The sequence below is a fragment of the Bacillus sp. Root131 genome (assembly GCF_001429475.1).
GTDB classification, from domain to species: Bacteria; Bacillota; Bacilli; order Bacillales; family Bacillaceae_G; genus Bacillus_A; species Bacillus_A thuringiensis_S.
Genome location: NZ_LMJQ01000001.1, coordinates 155,354 through 175,351 on the forward strand (window position 1 = coordinate 155,354; position 19,998 = coordinate 175,351).

Sequence of the window (19,998 nt, forward strand, 5' to 3'; positions counted from 1 at the left end):
AGCTTATTTTCTTTTGTAAGTACAATGTTCATATATTATTCACAAAAACAACGTGTTAATAGTGATTAAAATCACAATCTGCATTATAAGATTCAGTTAAACTAAAAACAGTTAAGGAAATAGAGGAGTGGGATACAATGTTAAGTGCAAAAACAATTGAAATCGTAAAGTCAACAGTACCATTATTACAAGAAAAAGGCGTTGAAATTACAACGAGATTTTATGAAATTTTATTTTCAGAACATCCGGAGTTATTGAATATTTTCAACCATACGAATCAGAAAAAGGGAAGACAACAACAAGCGTTAGCGAATGCTGTTTATGCAGCTGCAACGTACATTGATAATTTAGAAGCAATTATTCCAGTTGTAAAACAAATTGGTCATAAGCATAGAAGTTTAGGTATTAAAGCTGAGCATTATCCGATTGTAGGTACATGTTTACTACGTGCCATTAAAGAGGTCGCAGGTGCACCTGATGAAGTTTTAAATGCATGGGGAGAAGCATATGGTGTCATTGCTGATGCATTTATTAGCATTGAAGCAGAGATGTATGAAGAAGCTGCACATAAAGAAGGTGGATGGAAAGACTTCCGTAACTTTGTGATTGTTAAAAAAGTGAAGGAAAGCGATGTTATTACGTCATTTTATTTGAAACCTGAAGATGGAGGGAAAGTTTCTTCATTCATCCCAGGTCAATATGTAACGGTTCAAATCAATATTGAAGGTGAGACATATACACATAATCGTCAATACAGTTTATCCGATGCACCTGGGAAAGAATATTATCGTATTAGTGTAAAGAAAGAAAAAGGTGTAGATACACCAGACGGTAAAGTGTCTAATTACTTACATGAACATGTAAAAGAAGGAGATGTTTTACCAGTAAGTGCACCAGCGGGAGATTTCGTGTTAAATATGGATTCAACATTACCAGTTGTACTAATTAGTGGTGGAGTAGGGATTACACCGATGATGAGTATGTTAAATACGTTAATTGAACAAGATTCAAAACGTAATGTATATTTTATTCATGCAGCAATAAATAGTAATACACATGCAATGAAAGAACACGTTAAGGCAGTAGAAAATGAATATGAACAAGTTAAAGCATATACTTGTTATTCTGCACCGACTGAAAAAGATTTAGAAATGAAGAACTTTGATAAAGAAGGTTTCGTTGAAAGCGAATGGTTAAAAACTATTATTCAGACAACTGAAGCAGAATTTTATTTCTGTGGTCCAGTAGCATTTATGAAGCATATAAATGCTGCACTAACTGATTTAGGTGTGAAACAAGAGCATATTCATTATGAATTTTTCGGCCCAGCAACAAGCTTACAATAAGACAGATGAGAATAAACAAAAAAACGAGGTATTTATTTTACCTCGTTTTTTATTTGTTCTCGTAATAAACGGTTAACTGTTTCACGGCGTATGCCTATCAGTTGACCAATTTCAGTTTGTGTTAATATTTCATATATAGGAATGTCACCTAAATATAATGTGAACCATTCTTGTAAACGATGAAGACGTTCTTTCGGAGAGACAGTTGTCAATTGATCAATTCGTTGTTGCATCATTCTTAATTTAGATTGCAATTGCATAGCGATGTTGGCATATGATTCGGGATTTGCTTGAAGTCTCTCGTACCATTCACTACTAGTGATCGGTTCCACTTCTGTCTTTATTAAAGCGATAGCTGTACCGTGATATTCTTTCGGTGAAATTAAAGAATGATGAGGTATCGTTTCACCTGGAACGATAATGTTGAATAAAAATGGTGTTCCGTCTTCTTCTAGCCGAACTACTTTTAATAAGCCTGTTTTTATAAAGTATAAAGGACCGTCCTCGCCTTGACGGAATAGTACATCTCCTTTGTGTAGAATCAATGTTAGCCCCCCATTAATATGTTTCTATTTCTTCTATTTTAGCGTATATGTATATAGACAATATGCTATTTCAACAGCAATTTCATTGACGAAATGTATGCTATTACAGTAGTATACTATTTAGTGTGTAATAGTACTAGCAATGAATACGCTGTAGGGGGTTTAGTATATTGTTAGATGCGATAAGAATGACGGATATGAGAATTCCGGCGAATGCTATCATTCATGTAGAAGAGATGAAAGGTGGAGTCGTTTTATCCGTTGAAGTAGACGGCCAAATTATTTATACGATGGCTTATGATGAAGAAACAGATAGTTATGCTGAATTATATGATCGAAACGATAAGAGGGCGTGCCAAGTACATGAAGACTTTATGGGATGGTCACTTCTTCACTAAAAAAGATGTCAATATGACATCTTTTTTTATTAAATCGATAGAATATACAAAGAAATGAAATATAAGGATAAAATTTGTAATAATTGATTTTGCATTGTTAGCACTCTGTAACTGCAAGTGAACTATTTTTTCGCTATCATAAAGATAACAGTCGCAGTTATAGGAGTGGTCAACTTGAAGAAAGTACATATTTCAAATTATATGTTATTAAGTGCTTGTTTAATTTTATTTGTTCTCCTCGGAGGATTTTTATATTCATGTGTATAAGAAAAACGCATTCTAAAAAGAATACGTTATAAAAGGGAAATAATGATTAATCTAGTTCCAAGAATAATTAACGTAATACGTAATAAATTAATTACGGCGTTACCACTCAGTTTTGTATTAATGTAAGCCCCGATTTTTCCGCCGATCCATGCACCAGGAATAAGGATTAATGCATAAATCCAGCTGACATTTCCAAGTGAGATGTGAGTTGCAGAACTTACAATTGCTGATAGAAATACGATGAACATTGAAGTTGCTACTGCAATATGTGCTGGGAATGCAAAAAGAAGCATCATTGCTGGAACAAGTAAGGCACCGCCACCAATTCCAAATAACCCAGATATAAACCCAACTATAAAGGCGATAAAGATAGCAAGAAACGGTGGGAATTGGTAGTGTACAGCATTTCCATCATTATCTGTAAAAGAACGCTTAATTACAGACGTATTTGAGAGGGAAAGAGGTTTTAATTTGTCTCGAAGCATAAGTAGAATTGAGACGAATATAAGGAAAATCCCAAAGTATAAAGAAAATGTGTCTTGGTTTAAAAATTTATTTGCCCATGATCCGATAATACCACCAGGACCGCTTCCGATAAATAAAATAAGTCCACTTTTATAATCCACTCGCTTATGCTTCATGTAAGTAAGGGTAGAAGATAGTCCTGTGAAAACGACTGTTACCATAGAAGTCCCTACTGCAAGTTGTGGTGATAAACTGTGTAATCCAATTAATAACGGAACAATAATAATTCCGCCTCCAAGCCCAACTAGGCTGCCGACTGTCCCGGCGATTAGTCCGATGAAAAGTAACATGATGTATTCCAAAATTGCCAACTCCTCTAAATAACTTATCCACCAATTATTATACACGCTTTTTAATGAGAAATAGGCTTGTTCACAAAAAAGTCGTCTTCCTAGAAAAATAAGGAAGACGACTTTTGATTAGAAAACAAAATGTAATAGGTAGTAAAACAGAGCAGCTAAAGAAGCTGAAATAGGAAGTGTAATAACCCATGTAATTAACATACGTTTTGCAGTTCCCCATTTTACCCCCTTCACACGGTGAGAAGCACCAACCCCTAAAATAGAAGAAGAGATAACGTGCGTCGTACTAACCGGTAAGTGAATGAATGTTGCACCGAAAATAACAAGTGATGATGATAAATCGGCAGCTACACCATTTACAGGACGAATTTTCATAATTTGTCCACCGACAGTTTTAATAATTTTCCATCCACCGACAGAAGTACCAAGTCCCATTGCGATAGCACAAGATAATTGTACCCAGAACGGGATATCGCTAGAAGTATGATAGTTATTAGCCATAAGAGCCATCGTAATGATTCCCATTGCTTTTTGTGCATCATTCGTACCGTGTGTATAGGCTTGTAATGCTGCAGTGAAAATCTGGAATATACGGAAGTTTTTATTCGTTTTCGTTAAGTTAAAGTTTTTAAAGACCACTTTAAAAATACTGTAAACGATATAACCAATAACGAAAGCGATAATTGGTGAAATGATTAAAGCTTCAAGAATTTTAATGAATCCTTTAAGGTTTAATGAGCTAATACCAGCAGCAGCAATGGCTGCACCTGCGATGGAGCCAATAATTGCATGCGAAGAACTACTTGGGATACCGTAGTACCAAGTAATTAAGTTCCATGCTATCGCCGCAAGCAAAGCAGCTAAAATTACAAGAGAACCATTTTGTAAAGCAAATGGGTCAACGATATCTTTTGTAATCGTTTTTGCTACACCTGTAAATGTCATTGCACCTAAAAAGTTCATAATAGCTGCCATAATAATTGCATGTCTAGGCTTTAGAGCTTTCGTTGAAACAGCCGTTGCAATAGCGTTTGCTGTATCGTGAAATCCATTGATAAAGTCAAAAGCTAAAGCGCAAATGACTACTAAAACGGTCAGTATCAAGAGTGTATCCATGATCAAACTCCTTACGCGTTCTTCATAATAATTGTTTCTAATACGTTTGCAACGCTTTGACAGCTATCAGCTACTTCTTCAAGCTCTTCGTAAATCTCTTTAAATTGAATAATCTTAATCGGATCTTTTTCACGAGAGAATAAGTGCTTAATCGCATGACGACGAATATCATCGCATTGTGATTCGTAATCCTTAATCTTAATCGCGTTCGTACGAATGTCGACTAACTTCTTTTTAGACAGTAGTTCAACAGAGTTTGCAATCTCAATCGCACATTGATTAATTGCTTCCACGAATTTAATCATGTATTCATCAGCTTCTGTAATAGAATACATTTCGAACAGACCAGCACTGTGATCTAATCCGTCTAATACATCATCCATACTCATTGCAAGTTGTAGGATGTCCTCACGTTCAATTGGAGTAATAAACGCTTTGTTTAGCTCCATAATGATTTCGTGAATAAATGAGTCACCTTTTGACTCATACTCTTTCATGCGCATAGAAAACTCTTTTAAATCGCTAGCATTTTTAATTTTATACTCCACGAAAAACTGCGCGCCTTCTTTTAAATTTTCGGAAACATTCATTAACATTTCAGAAAATTTATCTTTTTTTGATTTAAAGACCATTATTGTTACCCCCACAAAAGTAATATATGTAAAATATATTGGCTAATCAATTCTAACAAAAAACTGTCGTTTTTTAAAACATTTTATCGAAAAGTTTACAAAAACTTAACATAACTCTCGTTGTTCTATTAATAATATTAATATCCAATAGTGAATATCTTACTTGTAGAATGTCCTTTTCTTGCAAAAAGTATGAATGTAAAAGAAAAGCTTTACACTATAGGAATGACTACGTTATTATAGTAAATTTAAAAGGCGGTATATTCTTCCTTTTAAAAAGAAGAGTGTAAATAAATGAAGGAAGTGAACGAATGAAATTGAAGAACACTCATTTTAAAAAAATGCTTGAGTGGTTCAATAAGAGGAAGAAACTTCGTAATTCATTAATTGTATTGGGAAGTGTACTCATTACTCTATTTATTGCTATAAATATAATAATATCCATTCAAGACATATCTGAATTAAAACAAGCTGTTCCACAACCGACTTTAATTTATGATGCAAATAATGAGGTCGCAACTAAATTAGCTTCTTCGAAAACAGAAGGTGTTAAAAGAAAAGATATTCCTGATATTATGGTTCAGGCAATTGTTGCAGTAGAAGATAAGGGTTTTTTTAACCATCATGGTATTTATTATAGTGGAATTATAAGTGCAATTTTTAAAAATATTACAGCAGGAGAAGTTGTAGCAGGGGGAAGTACAATTACACAACAGCTTGCAAAGAATGTATTTTTGACACAAGATCGTACATTTTCTCGTAAAATAAAGGAATACTTTTTAACCAAAAAAATAGAACGTACTTATACAAAAGATGAAATTATTGAAATGTATATGAATCAAATTTATTTTGGGGAAGGTGCTTGGGGAATAAAGAGGGCAGCTAAATCTTATTTTGATAAAGAGGTAAAAGATTTATCAATTTCAGAAGCTGCAACGATTGCAGGTTTAATTAAAGCGCCGTCTGCGTATTCTCCTTATAAAAACTTTAATAAATCAATTGAACGACGTAATGTCGTATTAAGTTTAATGAAGGAACAAGGATATATTTCTGAAGAGCAATACAATAAAGAAAAAGAGTCAGGCCTTGTATTAAAACGTGGGGTTGATGATAAATACAAAGGTAAATACTCCCAATATGTAGACTATATAGTTAGAGAAGCGATGGATAAGTATGAATTAACACAAAATGAAATTTTAGCAGGTGGTTATCGTATTTATACAGAGCTTGATCCGAAAAAACAACAAGCTGTAGAAGATGTTGTGAATAATGATAGTTATTTCAAAGATAGTGGCTCAGATCAACTTATGCAAACGGGTGTAGTCCTTATAAATCCAAAAACAGGCGGTGTTCCAGCTTTAGTTGGAGGTAGAGGACCATATCAGTTTTTACAATTTAATCATGCTACGCAATTAAAAAGACAGCCAGGTTCAACATTAAAGCCTCTAGCTGTATATGTACCCGCTTTAGAACAAGGGTATGAAGTATACGATATATTAAAAGATGAACCATTTCATATTAAAGAATATGAACCGAAAAATAGTGATCAGGCCTTTCATGGTAATGTGACAATGTATGAAGCGGTAGCAAAGTCGTATAATGTTTCCGCTGTGTGGCTATTAGAACAAATAGGATTAGATAAAGGATTGAAATCTTTAGAGCGATTTGGTATTCCGTTAGTACCAGAAGACCGTACGTATCCAATTGCTTTAGGTGGGATGCATGTAGGGACATCACCATTTGTAATGGCCCAAGCATATAGTACATTTGCTAATGATGGGATTCAAGTAGAGGCTCATGCAATTAGAGAAGTTCAAAATGCTGAAGGGGAAATAATAGGGAAATGGTATAAGAAAGAGACACGAGTGACGAGTGAGAAAATTGCTCAAAAGATGACGTATTTATTAAAAGGTGTTGTAGAAAAGGGAACAGGTGGAAAAGCGAAAGTTACTAATGTTGATACAGCAGGGAAGACAGGGACTACTCAACTTGTAAATGGCCCGAGCGTAGGGGCAAAGGACTCGTGGTTTGTAGGATACACACCAGATTTAGTAGGTGCAGTTTGGGTAGGATATGACAAAACAGATAGCGAGCATTATGTTCCAGGTGGTAGTCAAATTACAACGACGATGTTCCGGGATATCATGAAAAAAGCAAATGCAAACCCAGCCCAAAAAGCGTTCCAATTGTCGTTAATATCTGAGGCGGACTATAAAAAACAATTGCAAACAATTGAAGAAGAAAAGCGAAGAAAAGAAGAAGAAAAGAAAAGGCAAGAAGAAGAACAAAAAAGGAAAAAAGAACAGCAAGAGTGGTTTAATAAAGTAAAAGAGTGGATTCCATCGTTATGGTAAAAGAAAGAGGCGAATTTCGTTATTCGCCTCTTTCTCATGTGAAAAATGAAGTGAGCTCATAATTAGTGGGGTAAATGCTACTATTCATTAAGAGTAATGTTGGTACTGCCAAAGGATTGAGAATCGTATGTGATGATTATTGTTCCTTTACTAATCGGTTCGTATGGTAATTCTTCTTCATAACTACCATTATTTTCATTATGGATAGTCAGCGTGATTTCATCAATTCCTTTATTTGTATACTGATCTTTAATCGTTTCAGTAATTTGAAGTAGAGTTTCGTAACTAGAAGCTTTCGTAATAAGCATTCCTTTTATAACTTTTTTTTCATTATTTGTGGAATTGGAATAAAGGATGTTGTTTTGTTTCGTATACAAAAGTGTGTATGGAACTGTTTTTCTCTCTGCTTTTGAAATAGTAGAATATTTTAGAGTTAAAAAAAACCCTACACATAAAATAATGCATATCATAAGAGCAATCCAAATGCGTATCGGTGACATAACTCTCATTTTTCATCCCTCTTTCATATCTTTGACTTCATTATTTATCATACAAAATGAGGATTAAGATAGAGTAAATTTGAGGTAAAGAAACGTAAAGAAGGAGCACTTATCCTCCCAAATAAGTGCTCCTTTTTATTAAAAGAGAGATTTAATAGACAATCAAAATCACACCTATTACTTATAAATGTGTTTAGTCCTCCCAAAATATTATCGGAAATTGTGGTTAGTAAATTCGGAGTACAGATAGTGTCGCAGTTGTATCGCCCGTGTTAGGAATAGAAATAGTATTTGCTGTAGGTTGTACAGAAATCGTTGTACCAGCTTGTAAAGTAACAATTGTAGAGAAAGAAACAGCACTACCGATAACATTAGTTGAAAAATTACGAGTAAGTGGTTGGCCATTGAATGAAATACCGAATCCAAACGGTGAAGAGCCTGGGAAAGTTGTAGATGCCGAGAAACTAATATCATATACGCCTGTAAAGTATGTGTAGTGTCATTAAAGTTAATATTATTTATTTCAAAAACTTGATTTAATTGAATATTAATTCCAGTTGATATTGTTTGAGCATTGGAGTTTCCTATTGCAGCTATAGTTACCCGAATCGGAGTACCCGCTGGTCCAGTAGCGCCTCCACCTAGGAACCAGATCCATATTGAACTAAGACAGCTTGAATAGCTTGGCCGAGAGCTTGAAGAAGTCTAACAAATTATTTAAGTTCGGACTTAGAGATGTTGATATAACTACAAGCTCTTACTTCGCAACAATCATTACCATAAAATACTTTCCCTTTATTTTTGTTGTTTATCTTTGCATTCCTTTCTTTCATAGAATAATAGTCGTTACTATATATTATAATGAAATTTAAATTAAATTCGTGATGGACAAACTACTATTTCTCAAAAAATAAGAAGTTTACCTACCTAACACGAACAATAAAGAAGTAGAGAAAAATCTATATGTTTTAAAAAACTCCCTTTAATTGTTAGAGTGTGCTTAACAATTAAAGGGAGTTAATAGAACAGCATTCTCATTTTATAAGTTAATTGCTTCACGATTTACTTTAGGTAAAATCGGAATAGAAATAGTGAAGGTTGTACCGTCTGGATCACTAGTCATTTTGAGCGTACCGTTATGATTTTGGATGATTTTTTTTGTTACTGATAAGCCTAGTCCTGTCCCCGAATCCTTCGTTGAGAAGAATGGATCAAAGATATATTCTTGAATAGCTAGAGGAATACCAATTCCATTGTCTGTGAAAGTAATCCGAACGAAGTTATCTAGGCGATAACTAGTGATTTGAATAGAAAGAGGCTTTTCGCCTTGAGCATCGACGGCATTTTGAAATAGGTTTAAAAATACTTGAACAAGTTCATGTCGATCAATATTGACTAAAATATCATCTAATTCATTAGAAAAGTTATAATCAATTGAAATGTTATGCAAGAAGACTTCACTAGCTAGTAACTGTTGAATATAGTCGCATAAAAATGTATTAATAGGAAACGGTTCTCTTGTAAATTCACGTGTTTTTGAAATGGCTAAAAATTTTGTAATAATACTATTTGCACGATCTAATTCAGGGATAAGTAAGCTTTTAAATAACTCTTTATTTGATGGAGAAACACTTTCTTGTAAAAATTGTAAGTATCCTCGTACTGTCGTAAGAGGGTTTCGTACCTCGTGTGCAATTCCGGCTGCGATTCGTCCTGCTAACGAAAACTTCTCTGCATCACGCTCTGTGTTTAAATAATGAAAGACACTAATAACCCTAAAAATCTCCCCGTTATAATCGCGAATAATTCGGTTGTTTATAATGCCATAGTTTTTGTCTAAAACTTCTTCATTATATATTTCTGTTCCCGTTCTTAATGTTTCAATCGCTTTAATTTTTTCTTCCGGCAAGTTTAGTAATTGTTGAATCGGTTTTCCGATAATATCATTTCGTATTACACCGAAATCATCTGCGGCAACTTGATTACATAAAGTAATATTCCCTTTACTATCGACAAAGGTTACATGATGTGAAAAGGCATCAAAAATATGTACAAAGTGTTTTTCAAGTTGTTCAAATAAGAATAATGAATCACAAGTAAGTTGAAAATGAGCCTCTTTATTCTCTTTTGGTATTTCTTGAATGGAATGAGTTGCTCTAGTTTTCTTTATTTGTAAACCAATATGTGGATTTTTGTATGTGAAATGATGTGGTAATTGATTTACAAGTTCTTCATAAAAACGCACTTTATTTTCTAGTTCTTCAATTCGTTTTTCATGAGATACAGTAGCATCGTTTGGAAGCATAAATAAATAACCCCTCATTTTAAAAATTCTTCCATATAGTATATCATATTTTAATAAGGATACTCTTAAAGAAAGGGCCACTTAATGAAATTGATTAGCAAAAGTGTTTGGGGAGTGAATAGAAGATAAAGTTAAAAAGGGAGGAATATATGTGCTGTTCATTGGAGTGACAGGATGGGGAGATCATGATTCTTTATACGTAGATTCCTATGAAAATAGAAATAAATTACGAACATATAGTGAGTATTTTCCTATTGTGGAAGTGGATAGTTCATTTTACGCGATGCAACCTGCACGAAATTATATAAAATGGGCAATGGAAACGCCGAAAGATTTTTCTTTTGTCGTAAAAGCGTATCAAGGAATGACAGGACATATGAAAGGGGAATTTCCTTTTTCTACGTTTGATGAGATGTTTGATGTGTATAAGCAGTCCATTCTTCCTTTAATAGAAGCTAATAAATTAAAAACAATTTTATTTCAATATCCACCATGGTTTGATTGCAAAAAGAAAAATGTAGATTTTCTTCGATATACGAAAGAAAAAATGGAAGGTTTACCATGTGCAATAGAATTTCGAAATCAAACATGGTTTTATCCAGAAATGAGAGATAAGACGTTACAGTTTCTAGAACAGGAGAAATGGGTTCATACAATTTGTGATGAACCACAGGCTGGGATAGGTTCTGTGCCACTCGTATTAGAGGTTACGAATTCAAACATGGCATTAATACGTTTTCACGGTCGAAATGTTCATGGTTGGCTTGATAAAGGGGAAAATTGGAGAGCGGTTCGTTGTTTATATCGCTACAACAATAAAGAACTGGAAGAATGGGTGGAACGACTAGAGCAATTAAAAAAGAAAACAAAGGATATATACGTACTGTTTAACAACAATTCAGGTGGGGATGCAGCAGATAATGCGAAACAGCTTATGAAAATGATGAACATTACATATGGTGAGCCGAAGCCGGAGCAATTAAATTTTTTTGAATGATAATAAACAAGAAAGGCACTGTACAAACAGGGGGAATGTACAGTGCCTTTCTATATGAAAAAGAGGGGTAACAATGTTACTGAGCGTTTGGTTGATTCATCAATTGTTGGCTTCATAATAAATGATAATGGTTATCATTATCATTGTCAATGGTTTTTCTAAAAATATATAAAAAACTTTGTATATTTTAAATAGAGATAAAAAAAGAACAGCATTAATGCTGTTCTTTTCCGTTGATGAATTGTTGTAAATCAAAAGGAGTTATCGCCTGGATAAATTCTTTTGAGATAAGTGTTTGCACGAGAGTGCTCTCAGAGATAGAAGCACCTGTTTTCTTTTCGTAAGCTTGTTTTAATAAATCAAGTTTTTCAGCCGTTTCTTTTGGTAATTCAATTGTAAGTGTGTTCATAATTTCTCCCCCTTATTATTAGAGTACCACTACAGTATAGGAGAGACAAGAAAAGAGAATATGAAATATAAAAAAGGTTACCAAATTTTCAAATGGTAACCTTTTTTATGTATAAGAGTTATTAAGCAATACCGATATACTTTAAAGTTTTTGATGGAGTACTGTGATCAAAGAAGTGTTGTAAAAATGCAATATCAACACCTGATTTGTATGCACAATAACCCCAAGTTTTTCGAAGTGTATGTGAGCTAATCCCTTCTAATCCAACTTCTTTTGCAGCTTTGTTTAAAATGTACCATGCATGTTGTCTCGTAATAGATTTTGTTCCTTTTTGAGATTTTAACAATGGTTCATTACGTTTCCAAGTTTTACGTTCTTTCATGTAGTCTTCGATTGCGTGCTGTAAGTCTTCATTTACAGCAAACCATTTATGTTTCTTCACTTTTTCATTGTAAAATAAAATGGAATGGCGAACATTTTCATTTTCATCGATTACATCACTAACTTTTAATTGTAAGATTTCACTTACTTTTAAGCCAGAATTTACAGCTAATACGAATAATAAGCCATCACGTTTCGAAGATTGTAAAAGTATATTTTTGATAGTTTCTAATTGTTTTTCATTTTGAATAGGTTGTCCTGCTTGTTTCATTTCACGCACTCTCCTCTTTTATATGTGTAAAGGAAAGGATTAACTTGTTTCTTACTATAAAGGGAGAGTGTGAATTTCATGTGAACTCCTAGTGAAATTAAGACAAATTATTTGACTTCTTTTACTTTTTGTAAATTGAAATAGAATACAACACTGTTAGTCGTATTATACACACCGTACTCGGCATGATGGAGGTCTAAAATGTTTTTTACAATAGATAATCCGAGACCGGTACCTCCGGTGTGACGGCTACGTGATGCATCTAGGCGATAGAAGCGATCCCAAATTTTTTCAAGACTTTCTTCAGGGATAGGGTTTCCTGTATTTTCGATTTCGATTTTTACGGTATCTTCTGCTTCTATAATGGAGACTTGTATTTTTTCTCCATCCGGCGTATAGCGGATGGCATTACTTAGTAAGTTCACAACTACTTGCTCAATACGGCTACGATTTGCTTTAACAAGTATAGAAGGGTCTGCATCGACGTTCACTTGTAGATGCTTTTCTTCCATGCTAAATAATAATTTTGTATAGACTTGTTGCGTTAATTCACCAATTGAGAACGTCGTCATATCTAGTTTGTAAGTACCAGATTCTAACTTTGCTAATTCTAACATTTCAACAATCAGCCTGTTCATATTTTCTGTTTCTTCTAAAATAACATCAGTATAATACGAAGTATCCTTACTAACACCATCTTTAATACCTTCTGCAAAACTTCTAATTACACTCAGTGGTGTTTTTAATTCGTGTGATACGCCAGAAATGAATTCTTTTCTTGTTTTCTCTAATTGACGTTCACGTTCAATGTCTTGTTGTAACTTTGTATTGGCAACATTTAATCGATCGATTCGATCTTTTAAATTTACAGATAATGTATTGATACTGCCGGAAAGCCCACCAATTTCATCGTCGGCTGTAACAGGTAATTTCTCGCTGAAATCAAAATTAGCCATTTTTTTTGTAACACGATTCATTTTAATTAATGGCTTAACAATGATTTTTGAGTAGTAGAAGGATAACAAAATAATAACGAGAAACACGATGATTAAGGCATAAACATAATAGTCTTTTAAAACTAGCATCGCTTCATTAACGGGTTGTAAAGACGCTATCGCAAAAGCATATTCTGTAATCTTTCCGTTTTCTATAATCGGCTTTACAAAGATACTATTTTTTATATTTTCGCCGCCATCTAATATGAAAGTGTTTAATTGGTTCGAGTTAGAAGTGCCATCTCTAATAATATCTGCAAAATATTGAACGGCTTGTAATGTTTCAATATCATTTGCAAGACGAACCTCAGCTTTTGATGGGAGCTGTAACTTAGTTATAACACCTGTAAAGACGATACGAGTTGTAGATTTGTATCGGCTTGCAAGTCTATTCTTAGAAGGATTACCATTAATTGACTGAAAATCCGAATAGAAATGTTCGTTTTGCCATTGATTATAATTCGTTCCTAATTTTTGTGGTGTAATAATATTATTCTCTTGTACGACTCCATCAACATTAATTATTACATCTTTTTTTAAACCTAAATTTTCGAATTTATTATATTCTTCTGGTGTTAAAAGGTTATTGAGTGGAATGGAATACTGTTTATTATTGTTGGGATTAAATACATCGATATAGTAATTGTTATCACTTTTAATAATACCGTTAGAATCCAAAAACTGCATATCGGCATTTGTTTTATCATGAAATTCTTGTTTTAGTTTTCTAACTTTCTCATAACTTTTATCACTTTTGTCATAATTATCTACGAATTTTTCAAAAGCAGTTTGAACTGTTTTTACTTTTTTATTAATATAAAATTTCTCTAAAAATAGAGATTGTCCTAGGAAAAAAAGTAGGAATATTATTGTAAATAAAGTTGATGTTAATAAAAATAGTTTAAAGACGATACTTCTGTTTTTCACTGCGTCACCTCTTATGAGAAATACTGTAAATGATTTCTTTATCCCGCTCGGGCAATAAGACTTCCACTTCAAAATTCGGCGAATACAAGGGAGTTAGGTGGGAGATCAACTGTCCGTAAAAGCCTGATTGGTTCAACTAATAATCAGTGGGGGATGGAAAAAAACCACTGATTAAAGTTTCACTTTATTATAACAAACGTTACAATAAAGTAGAGGGGAGAAATCTGTCTCTTTATAAAATAGTTATTTATAAAAAGTCACATAAAAAGAACTCGCCAGACGTATGACAAGTTCTTTAGTGTATTATTGTTGAATTGCTGCATCTAAAGCGATTTCAATCATTTCGTTAAATGTAGTTTGACGCTCTTCAGATGTTGTTTCTTCGCCAGTGAAGATGTGATCGCTAACTGTTAATACAGATAATGCATTTACGCCGTATTTCGCTGCTAATGTATAAAGAGCAGTTGTTTCCATTTCTACTGCTAATACACCGTAATCTCCAAGTTTTTTAACCATGTCCATGCTTTCGCGATAAAACACATCTGCTGTTAAGACGTTACCGACACGAACGTGTAATCCTTTTTCAGTTCCAGCATCGTAAGCTTTCTTTAAAAGATCAAAGTTTGCAGCTGGTGCGAAATCAAATCCTGGGAATGTTAAACGGTTCATATTAGAATCAGTACAAGCCGTCATTGCGATAATAACATCACGAACTTTTACATCTTTTTGAATTGCACCGCAAGTGCCAACGCGAATTAAATTTTTAACTCCGTAGCTTTGGATTAATTCGTTTACATAAATAGAAATAGAAGGAACACCCATACCTGTACCTTGAACAGATACACGTTTTCCTTTATAAGTTCCAGTAAAACCTAACATACCACGTACGTTATTATAGCAAGAAACATCCTCTAGAAATGTTTCAGCGATATATTTTGCACGTAATGGATCACCTGGTAATAGAATAGATTCAGCGATTTCGCCTTGTTTTGCTTCGATATGTACACTCATGAAAAGTCCTCCTTATAATGTATTGATAGAAATCAATATCATTTGCATTATACACTACGAATCCTTTCAATTAAAATCTTTTTATTATTTGTAATATGTGCAAAATAGGAGGATTTCATAAATCATAATCTAGAATATATAGCTTAAGAAGTTTTATGTGAACAGAGACAATAAAAATGGTAGGTGATGTTTTGAAAAATCTTGTCATTGGGCTTATTGCGTTAGTACTTATTGTGGCAGGAGGATTTTACATAAAAAAATATCAAGAAAACGAAGAGACTGTAGGAGATGTTCAGGAAGTAAAGTGGGATGTGTCAAATGGAAAGGGAAATGAGAAAGTAGATATTGTATTTCAGTTGTTAAACAAAAAGAATAATGAAATTCGTGGTGTAAATGATCAAATTCGGGCAGTGATTGTAGATGGACAGTTAAAACACATACAACAAATTAAACCTACATTTGCAGGGAACGGGTCATATAAGTTATCTTCCAAAATAGCGAAAGATGAAGAATATACGATATTTTTATACGAAGATAAAAATAAGTCCGTAGAGTCATTCGCTAGAAAAGATTTTGGTAGAACGAAAGAGGAGAACAATAAGAAAAAAGTGAAATTTCCAATCGACAGTGTACTTACAAAAAAAATAGGGGAGTATGAAGTTTCTCTTTTATTTGGCGCATTACATCCGAATGAACCAGTTACGTTAACATTTCAGTTTCAAGCGAAAAAGGGTGAAAAATTGAAATTACATTCAGAGAGAGGAGAAGTAGAGTCACTCTATATCGTGGATGAAACGAAGGAGAACTTTTTATACGCTATGCCTGTGGATACGGATGAACAATTACAATACCGTATTACATTTCCTGCCGAGGGTACGTATAAAATGTGGGGGAATTTCTATATAAATGGTAAGAAATATGAAAAAGAATTTATTGTACAAGTTCAAAAAAGAAAAAACAGCTAAGAATTTAGCTGTTTTTTCTTTTTCCTATTAATTTTGTTACAGAGAGCATTGTAATTGGTAAAGAATGATTCTTCCTAAATGCTAAATATTTACCGCTCCATGCTGGTTTATATTTTTCTTTAAAATGTCGTAATCCGCTGAAACTATACGTATAACGAACGTTATTAAAGATTGCAGCAGCCACTCGTTCAGACCAGAAAGACTGTGTGGATAAACCAACATTTGAAAGTGGTGCCATACCAATATTAAAGGAGTGGTATTCATTTTCTTTTGCCCATTGGAATAAGTGGATGAAAATTGCGTCCATAATGCCGCTAGGCGCATCTGGATAATATCGCATTAAATCGACAGATAATGATCCGTTTTGATATACGGGCATGAATGTTGTGAATGCAATAATTTTTCCATCCGCATCAGATAATGTTGCAATGGGAGCGCGACTAATATATTCACGATCGAAGTATCCGAGTGAAAAACCTTTCTCTTTTTTTCCACCAAGCCATGCATCTGAAACTTTTCTTAACTCTTCATATAATTCGTCTGAGAAAGGTGGCTCATGAATAGAGAATGTATAGCCTTCTCTTTCAAAACGGTTGAAAGTAGCTCGCATGCCAGCGCGTTTCTTTCCTGTTATTGTAAATGTATTTAAATCAACAACAGCTTCTTCACCGAGCTTAAAGAAGTTATAACCAAAATCGTGATATAAACTCATCCATTTACTTTCAATTTGGTAGAATACACAAATGTATCCAAATCGATCAGCCACAGCTAAAAACTCTTGCAATACAGTACGATAGGAGGAAGGGTCCCCGATTGGATCACCTAGTACAATAAGTCGTTTTCCAGTTATTGAGAAGAGAATGAGTGCTTTTCCATCACTACTGAAAAAGAACTGTTTATCTCCTAAAAAACCTAAATGACTAAGTACATTTCCACCATGTTCATCTAAGAAGTTTTGTAATCTTTTATCATTAGCTGGTTGCCCGGGAAATTCATTTCGATAACGATTTGCAATGAGTGAACCAATTAGTAAAAAAGTAGGAACAAAAAAGGCAGCTGCTAATGCACTTCGTTTCACTTGTGTAATATTACGAACGACAAAATCAGGTTGGAAAGCTTCTTTTGCACTTGCAAATAAAATACCTAAGTTTTTATATAAATATAACGTTACAAGTAGGAATATAAAAACTTTTACGATATCGGAAAGTGAGACTTCCATTTTCTCACGTACAAACCTTTTACGAAGCATATACAATACAGCGAGTACGATTAATAAAATAAAAGTTTCTTCAACATCAATTCCTTTTAGTGTATTAAAAATAGCCGCTCCAATTAAAGAAACAATCGTCATATAATAAGAACGTTTTGTTCCGTAATATATCCCTCGTGAAAGAATGAGGAGGAGAATACCGAATGTTAGCGATAAGCTAAAAGAAAATTGAATAAGATGTTTTGGAGCTAGAATATGTAAGGCGTGTGCCCGATTTATACTTGTCGGTAGAATAGTTGATAAAATAACCATTAAGCCAGCAAATACTGTTAAAGCAGCAGATGCCCAAGAACCTAACTTTCCTAGAAAGTCACGCTGCAAAGTCCATATAACACCAGTTGTCTCTAATGCAGGCGCAATAAAGGGTTTATCTTCAAACTTTTTAATGGCTACTCCTGTCATTTCAAAAGCTGCAAAAATGAGACCAAGGCAGAATGGTAAGATGTAATAGACGAGACGATATAATAACATAGCAGGAAGCAAAACACCTGTATCGATGCCGTATTGCCCAAGCCCAGTTAAGAAGACAAGATCAAATGATCCAAGACCACCAGGAACAAGACTAACGACACCAGCTAAAGCAGCAATGACATATACGCCTAAAAACTTTTGGAATTCGATTTCAATGCCAAATAATAGTAATATGACGTACATAACAATACCAGCAGATACCCATTCGACTAATGAAACTAATGAGTATAAAACAGTTGGGTTTTTCTCCTCTTCTTCTTGTCCCTCTGTTTGCATCGCTTTTCTATTTTTTAATTTAGAAAATCCGATATATATAGGGACGAAAAGAGCAAAGAAGATAAGAACAGGCCATAGCCATGGTTTTTCATGCAAAATAAATCTCGTGTCTAATATTCCGATAAGACCAAGAAATGAAAGAATGGCTAATCCATTAATAAAGGCAGTTGTCATCCAAGCGATACTTTTAATAAGTTTTCCATTTTCTTTTATGTATGGACGATAAAGCATTGTGCGTACGCCGGCTCCAACTAGACCACCAAACCCGATAAATCCATTTAAAGTATTAGCAATCCACGAGATACGGAAAATCTTTTGGACAGGGATATCAGCTTTTAAGTAACGAAGCATAACATAGTCATAAAAGAACATTGTTGATACAGCGAATGCACCAAGTGTAATTGCTAAAAAGACTCCTCCAGTTGGAATGTTTTTAATTGTATCAATCGCTTCTAAAAAAGAAATGCCCGCTAATTCTTTTTTTGCTTGAAAGAATACAATTGTTAATACAACAAATGGGAAGATAATTTTCCCGATTTGTAAGAAACGTTTCCATGAAAACGACATAAATACAACTCTCCTTGTATAAGAAAACTGAGACAATAATATTATTATGACAAACTTCAAGAAAAATAAAAAGGTAAATTCCTGTATAGGGGAGCTATTTTTTATATAGGTATATTTAAAAGAGTATTTTGTTTATCAGAAAATTAAGTTAGAATAAGATGAAAGAAGGTGGAGGGGAGTATATGATTATAAAAGGTTATGTAGGATATGAGTTAGAAAAGGCGAAACCTAATACATCAGAAGATTTTTTTAACAGATCTGAAGTGACATATATATTAAATGATAAAGAGAAAACTTTTTCGGTTTTATACGTTCGATATTTTGAAGAAGTTTTACAAGAAATTACTCCTTTTGAAGGAAATCCAGTGTATAAAGTAGAAGAACAAAACATATATTTGCGCGATATTGTAGCGATATGTTGTTTAGTGAAGGATAGGGAACTTCGTGCGCAAAAACGTTTGTATTTAAATAATCTGGAAGAATTTCAACAATATTTTGATGAGGGAACGGTGTCGAAAGTACAAGAAATATTGGCTGAATTACATAAAAATAAAAGAGTAGAAATAGCGTGAAATGGCAAAGGAGAGAGAAAAAATGTCTAATTTGATGGTTGAAAATCAAACAGAACAAGTTTCTATATTTTTAGAAGATGCTATTAATTTGATAACCAATTATGTAAATTATCATACGTTGCCTTCTTTATTAGAGGAAACACCAGCAGGGAATGAGCAATATTATAAAGGGTTATTAGCATCAATGAGACGACTTCTCGTTTTTTGCGAAGAAGGACATGATGCATGTTTTGTTTTGTTGAATAGTCAGCCATTTCGAAAAACAGCAGCTGAAAAAATTTTATATAAGATTTACCATCAAGTAATTGCAGAGTTTTTTTCACCAAAGAGTGATTATTGGTATGAAAATAGTCGGTCTGCATATACAGGAAAAAATTCTATCGTTTTTCAACAAACACCACCTGCATCTTTGGGGCAAGTGATGAAGAGTTTAGAAGGTAAATTTCAATTGATGCGTGAAGAACTAGAATATTATGAGACGGATTATCAGACAAAGATGTTACACAAATATTGATTGCGGAAAAGAAGCTAAGGTGACTTAGCTTCTTTTCCTTTTGTACAGTTATATAAGGGATTTTCATTGAATATAGTTAAGT

19 protein-coding genes and 2 pseudogenes are annotated in these 19,998 nt (G+C 33.7%); 8 read left to right on the forward strand and 13 right to left on the reverse strand.

Annotated elements, in window-relative coordinates; translation table 11 throughout:
• The first annotated feature begins 137 nt into the window (after nt 1-137).
• Nucleotides 138-1,346 (forward strand): NO-inducible flavohemoprotein, encoded by a 1,209-nt coding sequence (gene hmpA / locus ASE54_RS00850; protein WP_000947319.1) that lies wholly within the window; start codon nt 138-140, stop codon nt 1,344-1,346.
• A 32-nt stretch (nt 1,347-1,378) separates the two neighbouring features.
• Here the strand turns inward: hmpA and ASE54_RS00855 are convergent, their stop codons facing one another.
• Nucleotides 1,379-1,891 (reverse strand): Crp/Fnr family transcriptional regulator, encoded by a 513-nt coding sequence (locus ASE54_RS00855; RefSeq protein ID WP_000600585.1) that lies wholly within the window; start codon nt 1,889-1,891, stop codon nt 1,379-1,381.
• Between the two features lie 170 nt (nt 1,892-2,061).
• Between ASE54_RS00855 and ASE54_RS00860 the strand changes: the two genes are divergently transcribed.
• The gene (locus ASE54_RS00860; protein ID WP_000882911.1) at nt 2,062-2,289 is read left to right on the forward strand and encodes a hypothetical protein; all 228 of its coding nucleotides are present in this window, start codon (nt 2,062-2,064) and stop codon (nt 2,287-2,289) included.
• Between the two features lie 293 nt (nt 2,290-2,582).
• Here ASE54_RS00860 and ASE54_RS00865 read toward each other — a convergent pair whose 3' ends face one another.
• From ASE54_RS00865 to ASE54_RS00875, 3 genes are all read right to left on the reverse strand, one after another.
• Complete coding sequence (locus ASE54_RS00865) at nt 2,583-3,383, reverse strand: sulfite exporter TauE/SafE family protein (RefSeq protein WP_000455760.1); 801 nt, start codon at nt 3,381-3,383, stop codon at nt 2,583-2,585.
• A gap of 117 nt (nt 3,384-3,500) precedes the next feature.
• Complete coding sequence (locus tag ASE54_RS00870; RefSeq protein ID WP_000380276.1) at nt 3,501-4,499, reverse strand: inorganic phosphate transporter; 999 nt, start codon at nt 4,497-4,499, stop codon at nt 3,501-3,503.
• Between the two features lie 11 nt (nt 4,500-4,510).
• Nucleotides 4,511-5,131, reverse strand: coding sequence for a DUF47 domain-containing protein (locus tag ASE54_RS00875; protein WP_000231445.1), 621 nt, complete (start codon nt 5,129-5,131; stop codon nt 4,511-4,513).
• Between the two features lie 311 nt (nt 5,132-5,442).
• On the opposite strand from ASE54_RS00875, the gene ASE54_RS00880 reads away from it, so the two are divergent.
• Nucleotides 5,443-7,485 (forward strand): PBP1A family penicillin-binding protein, encoded by a 2,043-nt coding sequence (locus tag ASE54_RS00880; protein ID WP_000769247.1) that lies wholly within the window; start codon nt 5,443-5,445, stop codon nt 7,483-7,485.
• Nucleotides 7,486-7,565: 80 nt separating this feature from the next.
• Here ASE54_RS00880 and ASE54_RS00885 read toward each other — a convergent pair whose 3' ends face one another.
• Together ASE54_RS00885 and ASE54_RS36655 are read right to left on the reverse strand one after the other, a co-directional pair.
• Nucleotides 7,566-7,994: a hypothetical protein gene (locus tag ASE54_RS00885; RefSeq protein WP_001265587.1), complete on the reverse strand. Its 429-nt coding sequence runs from the start codon at nt 7,992-7,994 to the stop codon at nt 7,566-7,568.
• Nucleotides 7,995-8,211: 217 nt separating this feature from the next.
• Nucleotides 8,212-8,409, reverse strand: a pseudogene (locus tag ASE54_RS36655) (Gly-Xaa-Xaa repeat protein); the annotation flags it as partial.
• On the opposite strand from ASE54_RS36655, the gene ASE54_RS36660 reads away from it, so the two are divergent.
• Complete coding sequence (locus ASE54_RS36660; protein WP_229145116.1) at nt 8,390-8,482, forward strand: DUF3982 domain-containing protein; 93 nt, start codon at nt 8,390-8,392, stop codon at nt 8,480-8,482. The pseudogene ASE54_RS36655 and the gene ASE54_RS36660 sit on opposite strands and share 20 nt — an antisense overlap.
• 219 nt (nt 8,483-8,701) lie before the next feature.
• Here ASE54_RS36660 and ASE54_RS37490 read toward each other — a convergent pair.
• Nucleotides 8,702-8,818, reverse strand: a pseudogene (locus ASE54_RS37490) (collagen-like repeat preface domain-containing protein); the annotation flags it as partial.
• Between the two features lie 206 nt (nt 8,819-9,024).
• On the reverse strand, nt 9,025-10,290 hold the full coding sequence (locus tag ASE54_RS00895) for an ATP-binding protein (protein ID WP_000937232.1): 1,266 nt from the start codon (nt 10,288-10,290) through the stop codon (nt 9,025-9,027).
• A 151-nt stretch (nt 10,291-10,441) separates the two neighbouring features.
• On the opposite strand from ASE54_RS00895, the gene ASE54_RS00900 reads away from it, so the two are divergent.
• Nucleotides 10,442-11,287 (forward strand): DUF72 domain-containing protein, encoded by an 846-nt coding sequence (locus ASE54_RS00900; protein ID WP_000897362.1) that lies wholly within the window; start codon nt 10,442-10,444, stop codon nt 11,285-11,287.
• 214 nt (nt 11,288-11,501) lie between these two features.
• Here ASE54_RS00900 and ASE54_RS00905 read toward each other — a convergent pair whose 3' ends face one another.
• The 4 genes from ASE54_RS00905 to deoD all read right to left on the reverse strand — a co-directional run bounded on the left by ASE54_RS00905 (nt 11,502) and on the right by deoD (nt 15,281).
• Nucleotides 11,502-11,696 carry a DUF3924 domain-containing protein gene (locus ASE54_RS00905; RefSeq protein ID WP_001094856.1) on the reverse strand — a complete coding sequence of 65 codons (195 nt, stop codon included), beginning with the start codon at nt 11,694-11,696 and terminating at the stop codon, nt 11,502-11,504.
• A 121-nt stretch (nt 11,697-11,817) separates the two neighbouring features.
• On the reverse strand, nt 11,818-12,348 hold the full coding sequence (locus tag ASE54_RS00910; RefSeq protein WP_000806236.1) for a tyrosine-type recombinase/integrase: 531 nt from the start codon (nt 12,346-12,348) through the stop codon (nt 11,818-11,820).
• Between the two features lie 107 nt (nt 12,349-12,455).
• A complete protein-coding gene (locus tag ASE54_RS00915; RefSeq protein WP_000797506.1) occupies nt 12,456-14,270 on the reverse strand; it encodes an ATP-binding protein in 1,815 nt (604 codons plus the stop codon).
• 303 nt (nt 14,271-14,573) lie between these two features.
• Nucleotides 14,574-15,281 (reverse strand): purine-nucleoside phosphorylase, encoded by a 708-nt coding sequence (deoD, locus tag ASE54_RS00920; protein WP_000110699.1) that lies wholly within the window; start codon nt 15,279-15,281, stop codon nt 14,574-14,576.
• Between the two features lie 176 nt (nt 15,282-15,457).
• Here deoD and ASE54_RS00925 point away from each other — a divergent pair, with 176 nt between their 5' ends.
• Nucleotides 15,458-16,246: a hypothetical protein gene (locus tag ASE54_RS00925; protein ID WP_000232602.1), complete on the forward strand. Its 789-nt coding sequence runs from the start codon at nt 15,458-15,460 to the stop codon at nt 16,244-16,246.
• A 4-nt stretch (nt 16,247-16,250) separates the two neighbouring features.
• Here ASE54_RS00925 and mprF read toward each other — a convergent pair whose 3' ends face one another.
• Nucleotides 16,251-18,830 carry a bifunctional lysylphosphatidylglycerol flippase/synthetase MprF gene (gene mprF, locus ASE54_RS00930; RefSeq protein ID WP_000010843.1) on the reverse strand — a complete coding sequence of 860 codons (2,580 nt, stop codon included), beginning with the start codon at nt 18,828-18,830 and terminating at the stop codon, nt 16,251-16,253.
• A 182-nt stretch (nt 18,831-19,012) separates the two neighbouring features.
• Between mprF and ASE54_RS00935 the strand changes: the two genes are divergently transcribed.
• Together ASE54_RS00935 and ASE54_RS00940 are read left to right on the forward strand one after the other, a co-directional pair.
• Nucleotides 19,013-19,402 (forward strand): hypothetical protein, encoded by a 390-nt coding sequence (locus ASE54_RS00935; protein WP_000584359.1) that lies wholly within the window; start codon nt 19,013-19,015, stop codon nt 19,400-19,402.
• A 22-nt stretch (nt 19,403-19,424) separates the two neighbouring features.
• Nucleotides 19,425-19,916 (forward strand): YpuI family protein, encoded by a 492-nt coding sequence (locus ASE54_RS00940; RefSeq protein ID WP_000067555.1) that lies wholly within the window; start codon nt 19,425-19,427, stop codon nt 19,914-19,916.
• The last annotated feature ends 82 nt before the right edge of the window (nt 19,917-19,998 follow it).

Coding starts and splice junctions, on each gene's coding strand:
- hmpA (WP_000947319.1), top strand. CDS start 138: ATGTTAAGTGCAAAAACAATTGAAATCGTAAAGTCAACAGTACCATTA.
- ASE54_RS00870 (WP_000380276.1), bottom strand. CDS start 4,499: ATGGATACACTCTTGATACTGACCGTTTTAGTAGTCATTTGCGCTTTA.
- ASE54_RS00875 (WP_000231445.1), bottom strand. CDS start 5,131: ATGGTCTTTAAATCAAAAAAAGATAAATTTTCTGAAATGTTAATGAAT.
- ASE54_RS00880 (WP_000769247.1), top strand. CDS start 5,443: ATGAAATTGAAGAACACTCATTTTAAAAAAATGCTTGAGTGGTTCAAT.
- ASE54_RS00885 (WP_001265587.1), bottom strand. CDS start 7,994: ATGAGAGTTATGTCACCGATACGCATTTGGATTGCTCTTATGATATGC.
- ASE54_RS00895 (WP_000937232.1), bottom strand. CDS start 10,290: ATGCTTCCAAACGATGCTACTGTATCTCATGAAAAACGAATTGAAGAA.
- ASE54_RS00905 (WP_001094856.1), bottom strand. CDS start 11,696: ATGAACACACTTACAATTGAATTACCAAAAGAAACGGCTGAAAAACTT.
- ASE54_RS00910 (WP_000806236.1), bottom strand. CDS start 12,348: ATGAAACAAGCAGGACAACCTATTCAAAATGAAAAACAATTAGAAACT.
- deoD (WP_000110699.1), bottom strand. CDS start 15,281: ATGAGTGTACATATCGAAGCAAAACAAGGCGAAATCGCTGAATCTATT.
- ASE54_RS00925 (WP_000232602.1), top strand. CDS start 15,458: ATGGTAGGTGATGTTTTGAAAAATCTTGTCATTGGGCTTATTGCGTTA.
- mprF (WP_000010843.1), bottom strand. CDS start 18,830: ATGTCGTTTTCATGGAAACGTTTCTTACAAATCGGGAAAATTATCTTC.
- ASE54_RS00935 (WP_000584359.1), top strand. CDS start 19,013: ATGATTATAAAAGGTTATGTAGGATATGAGTTAGAAAAGGCGAAACCT.
- ASE54_RS00940 (WP_000067555.1), top strand. CDS start 19,425: ATGTCTAATTTGATGGTTGAAAATCAAACAGAACAAGTTTCTATATTT.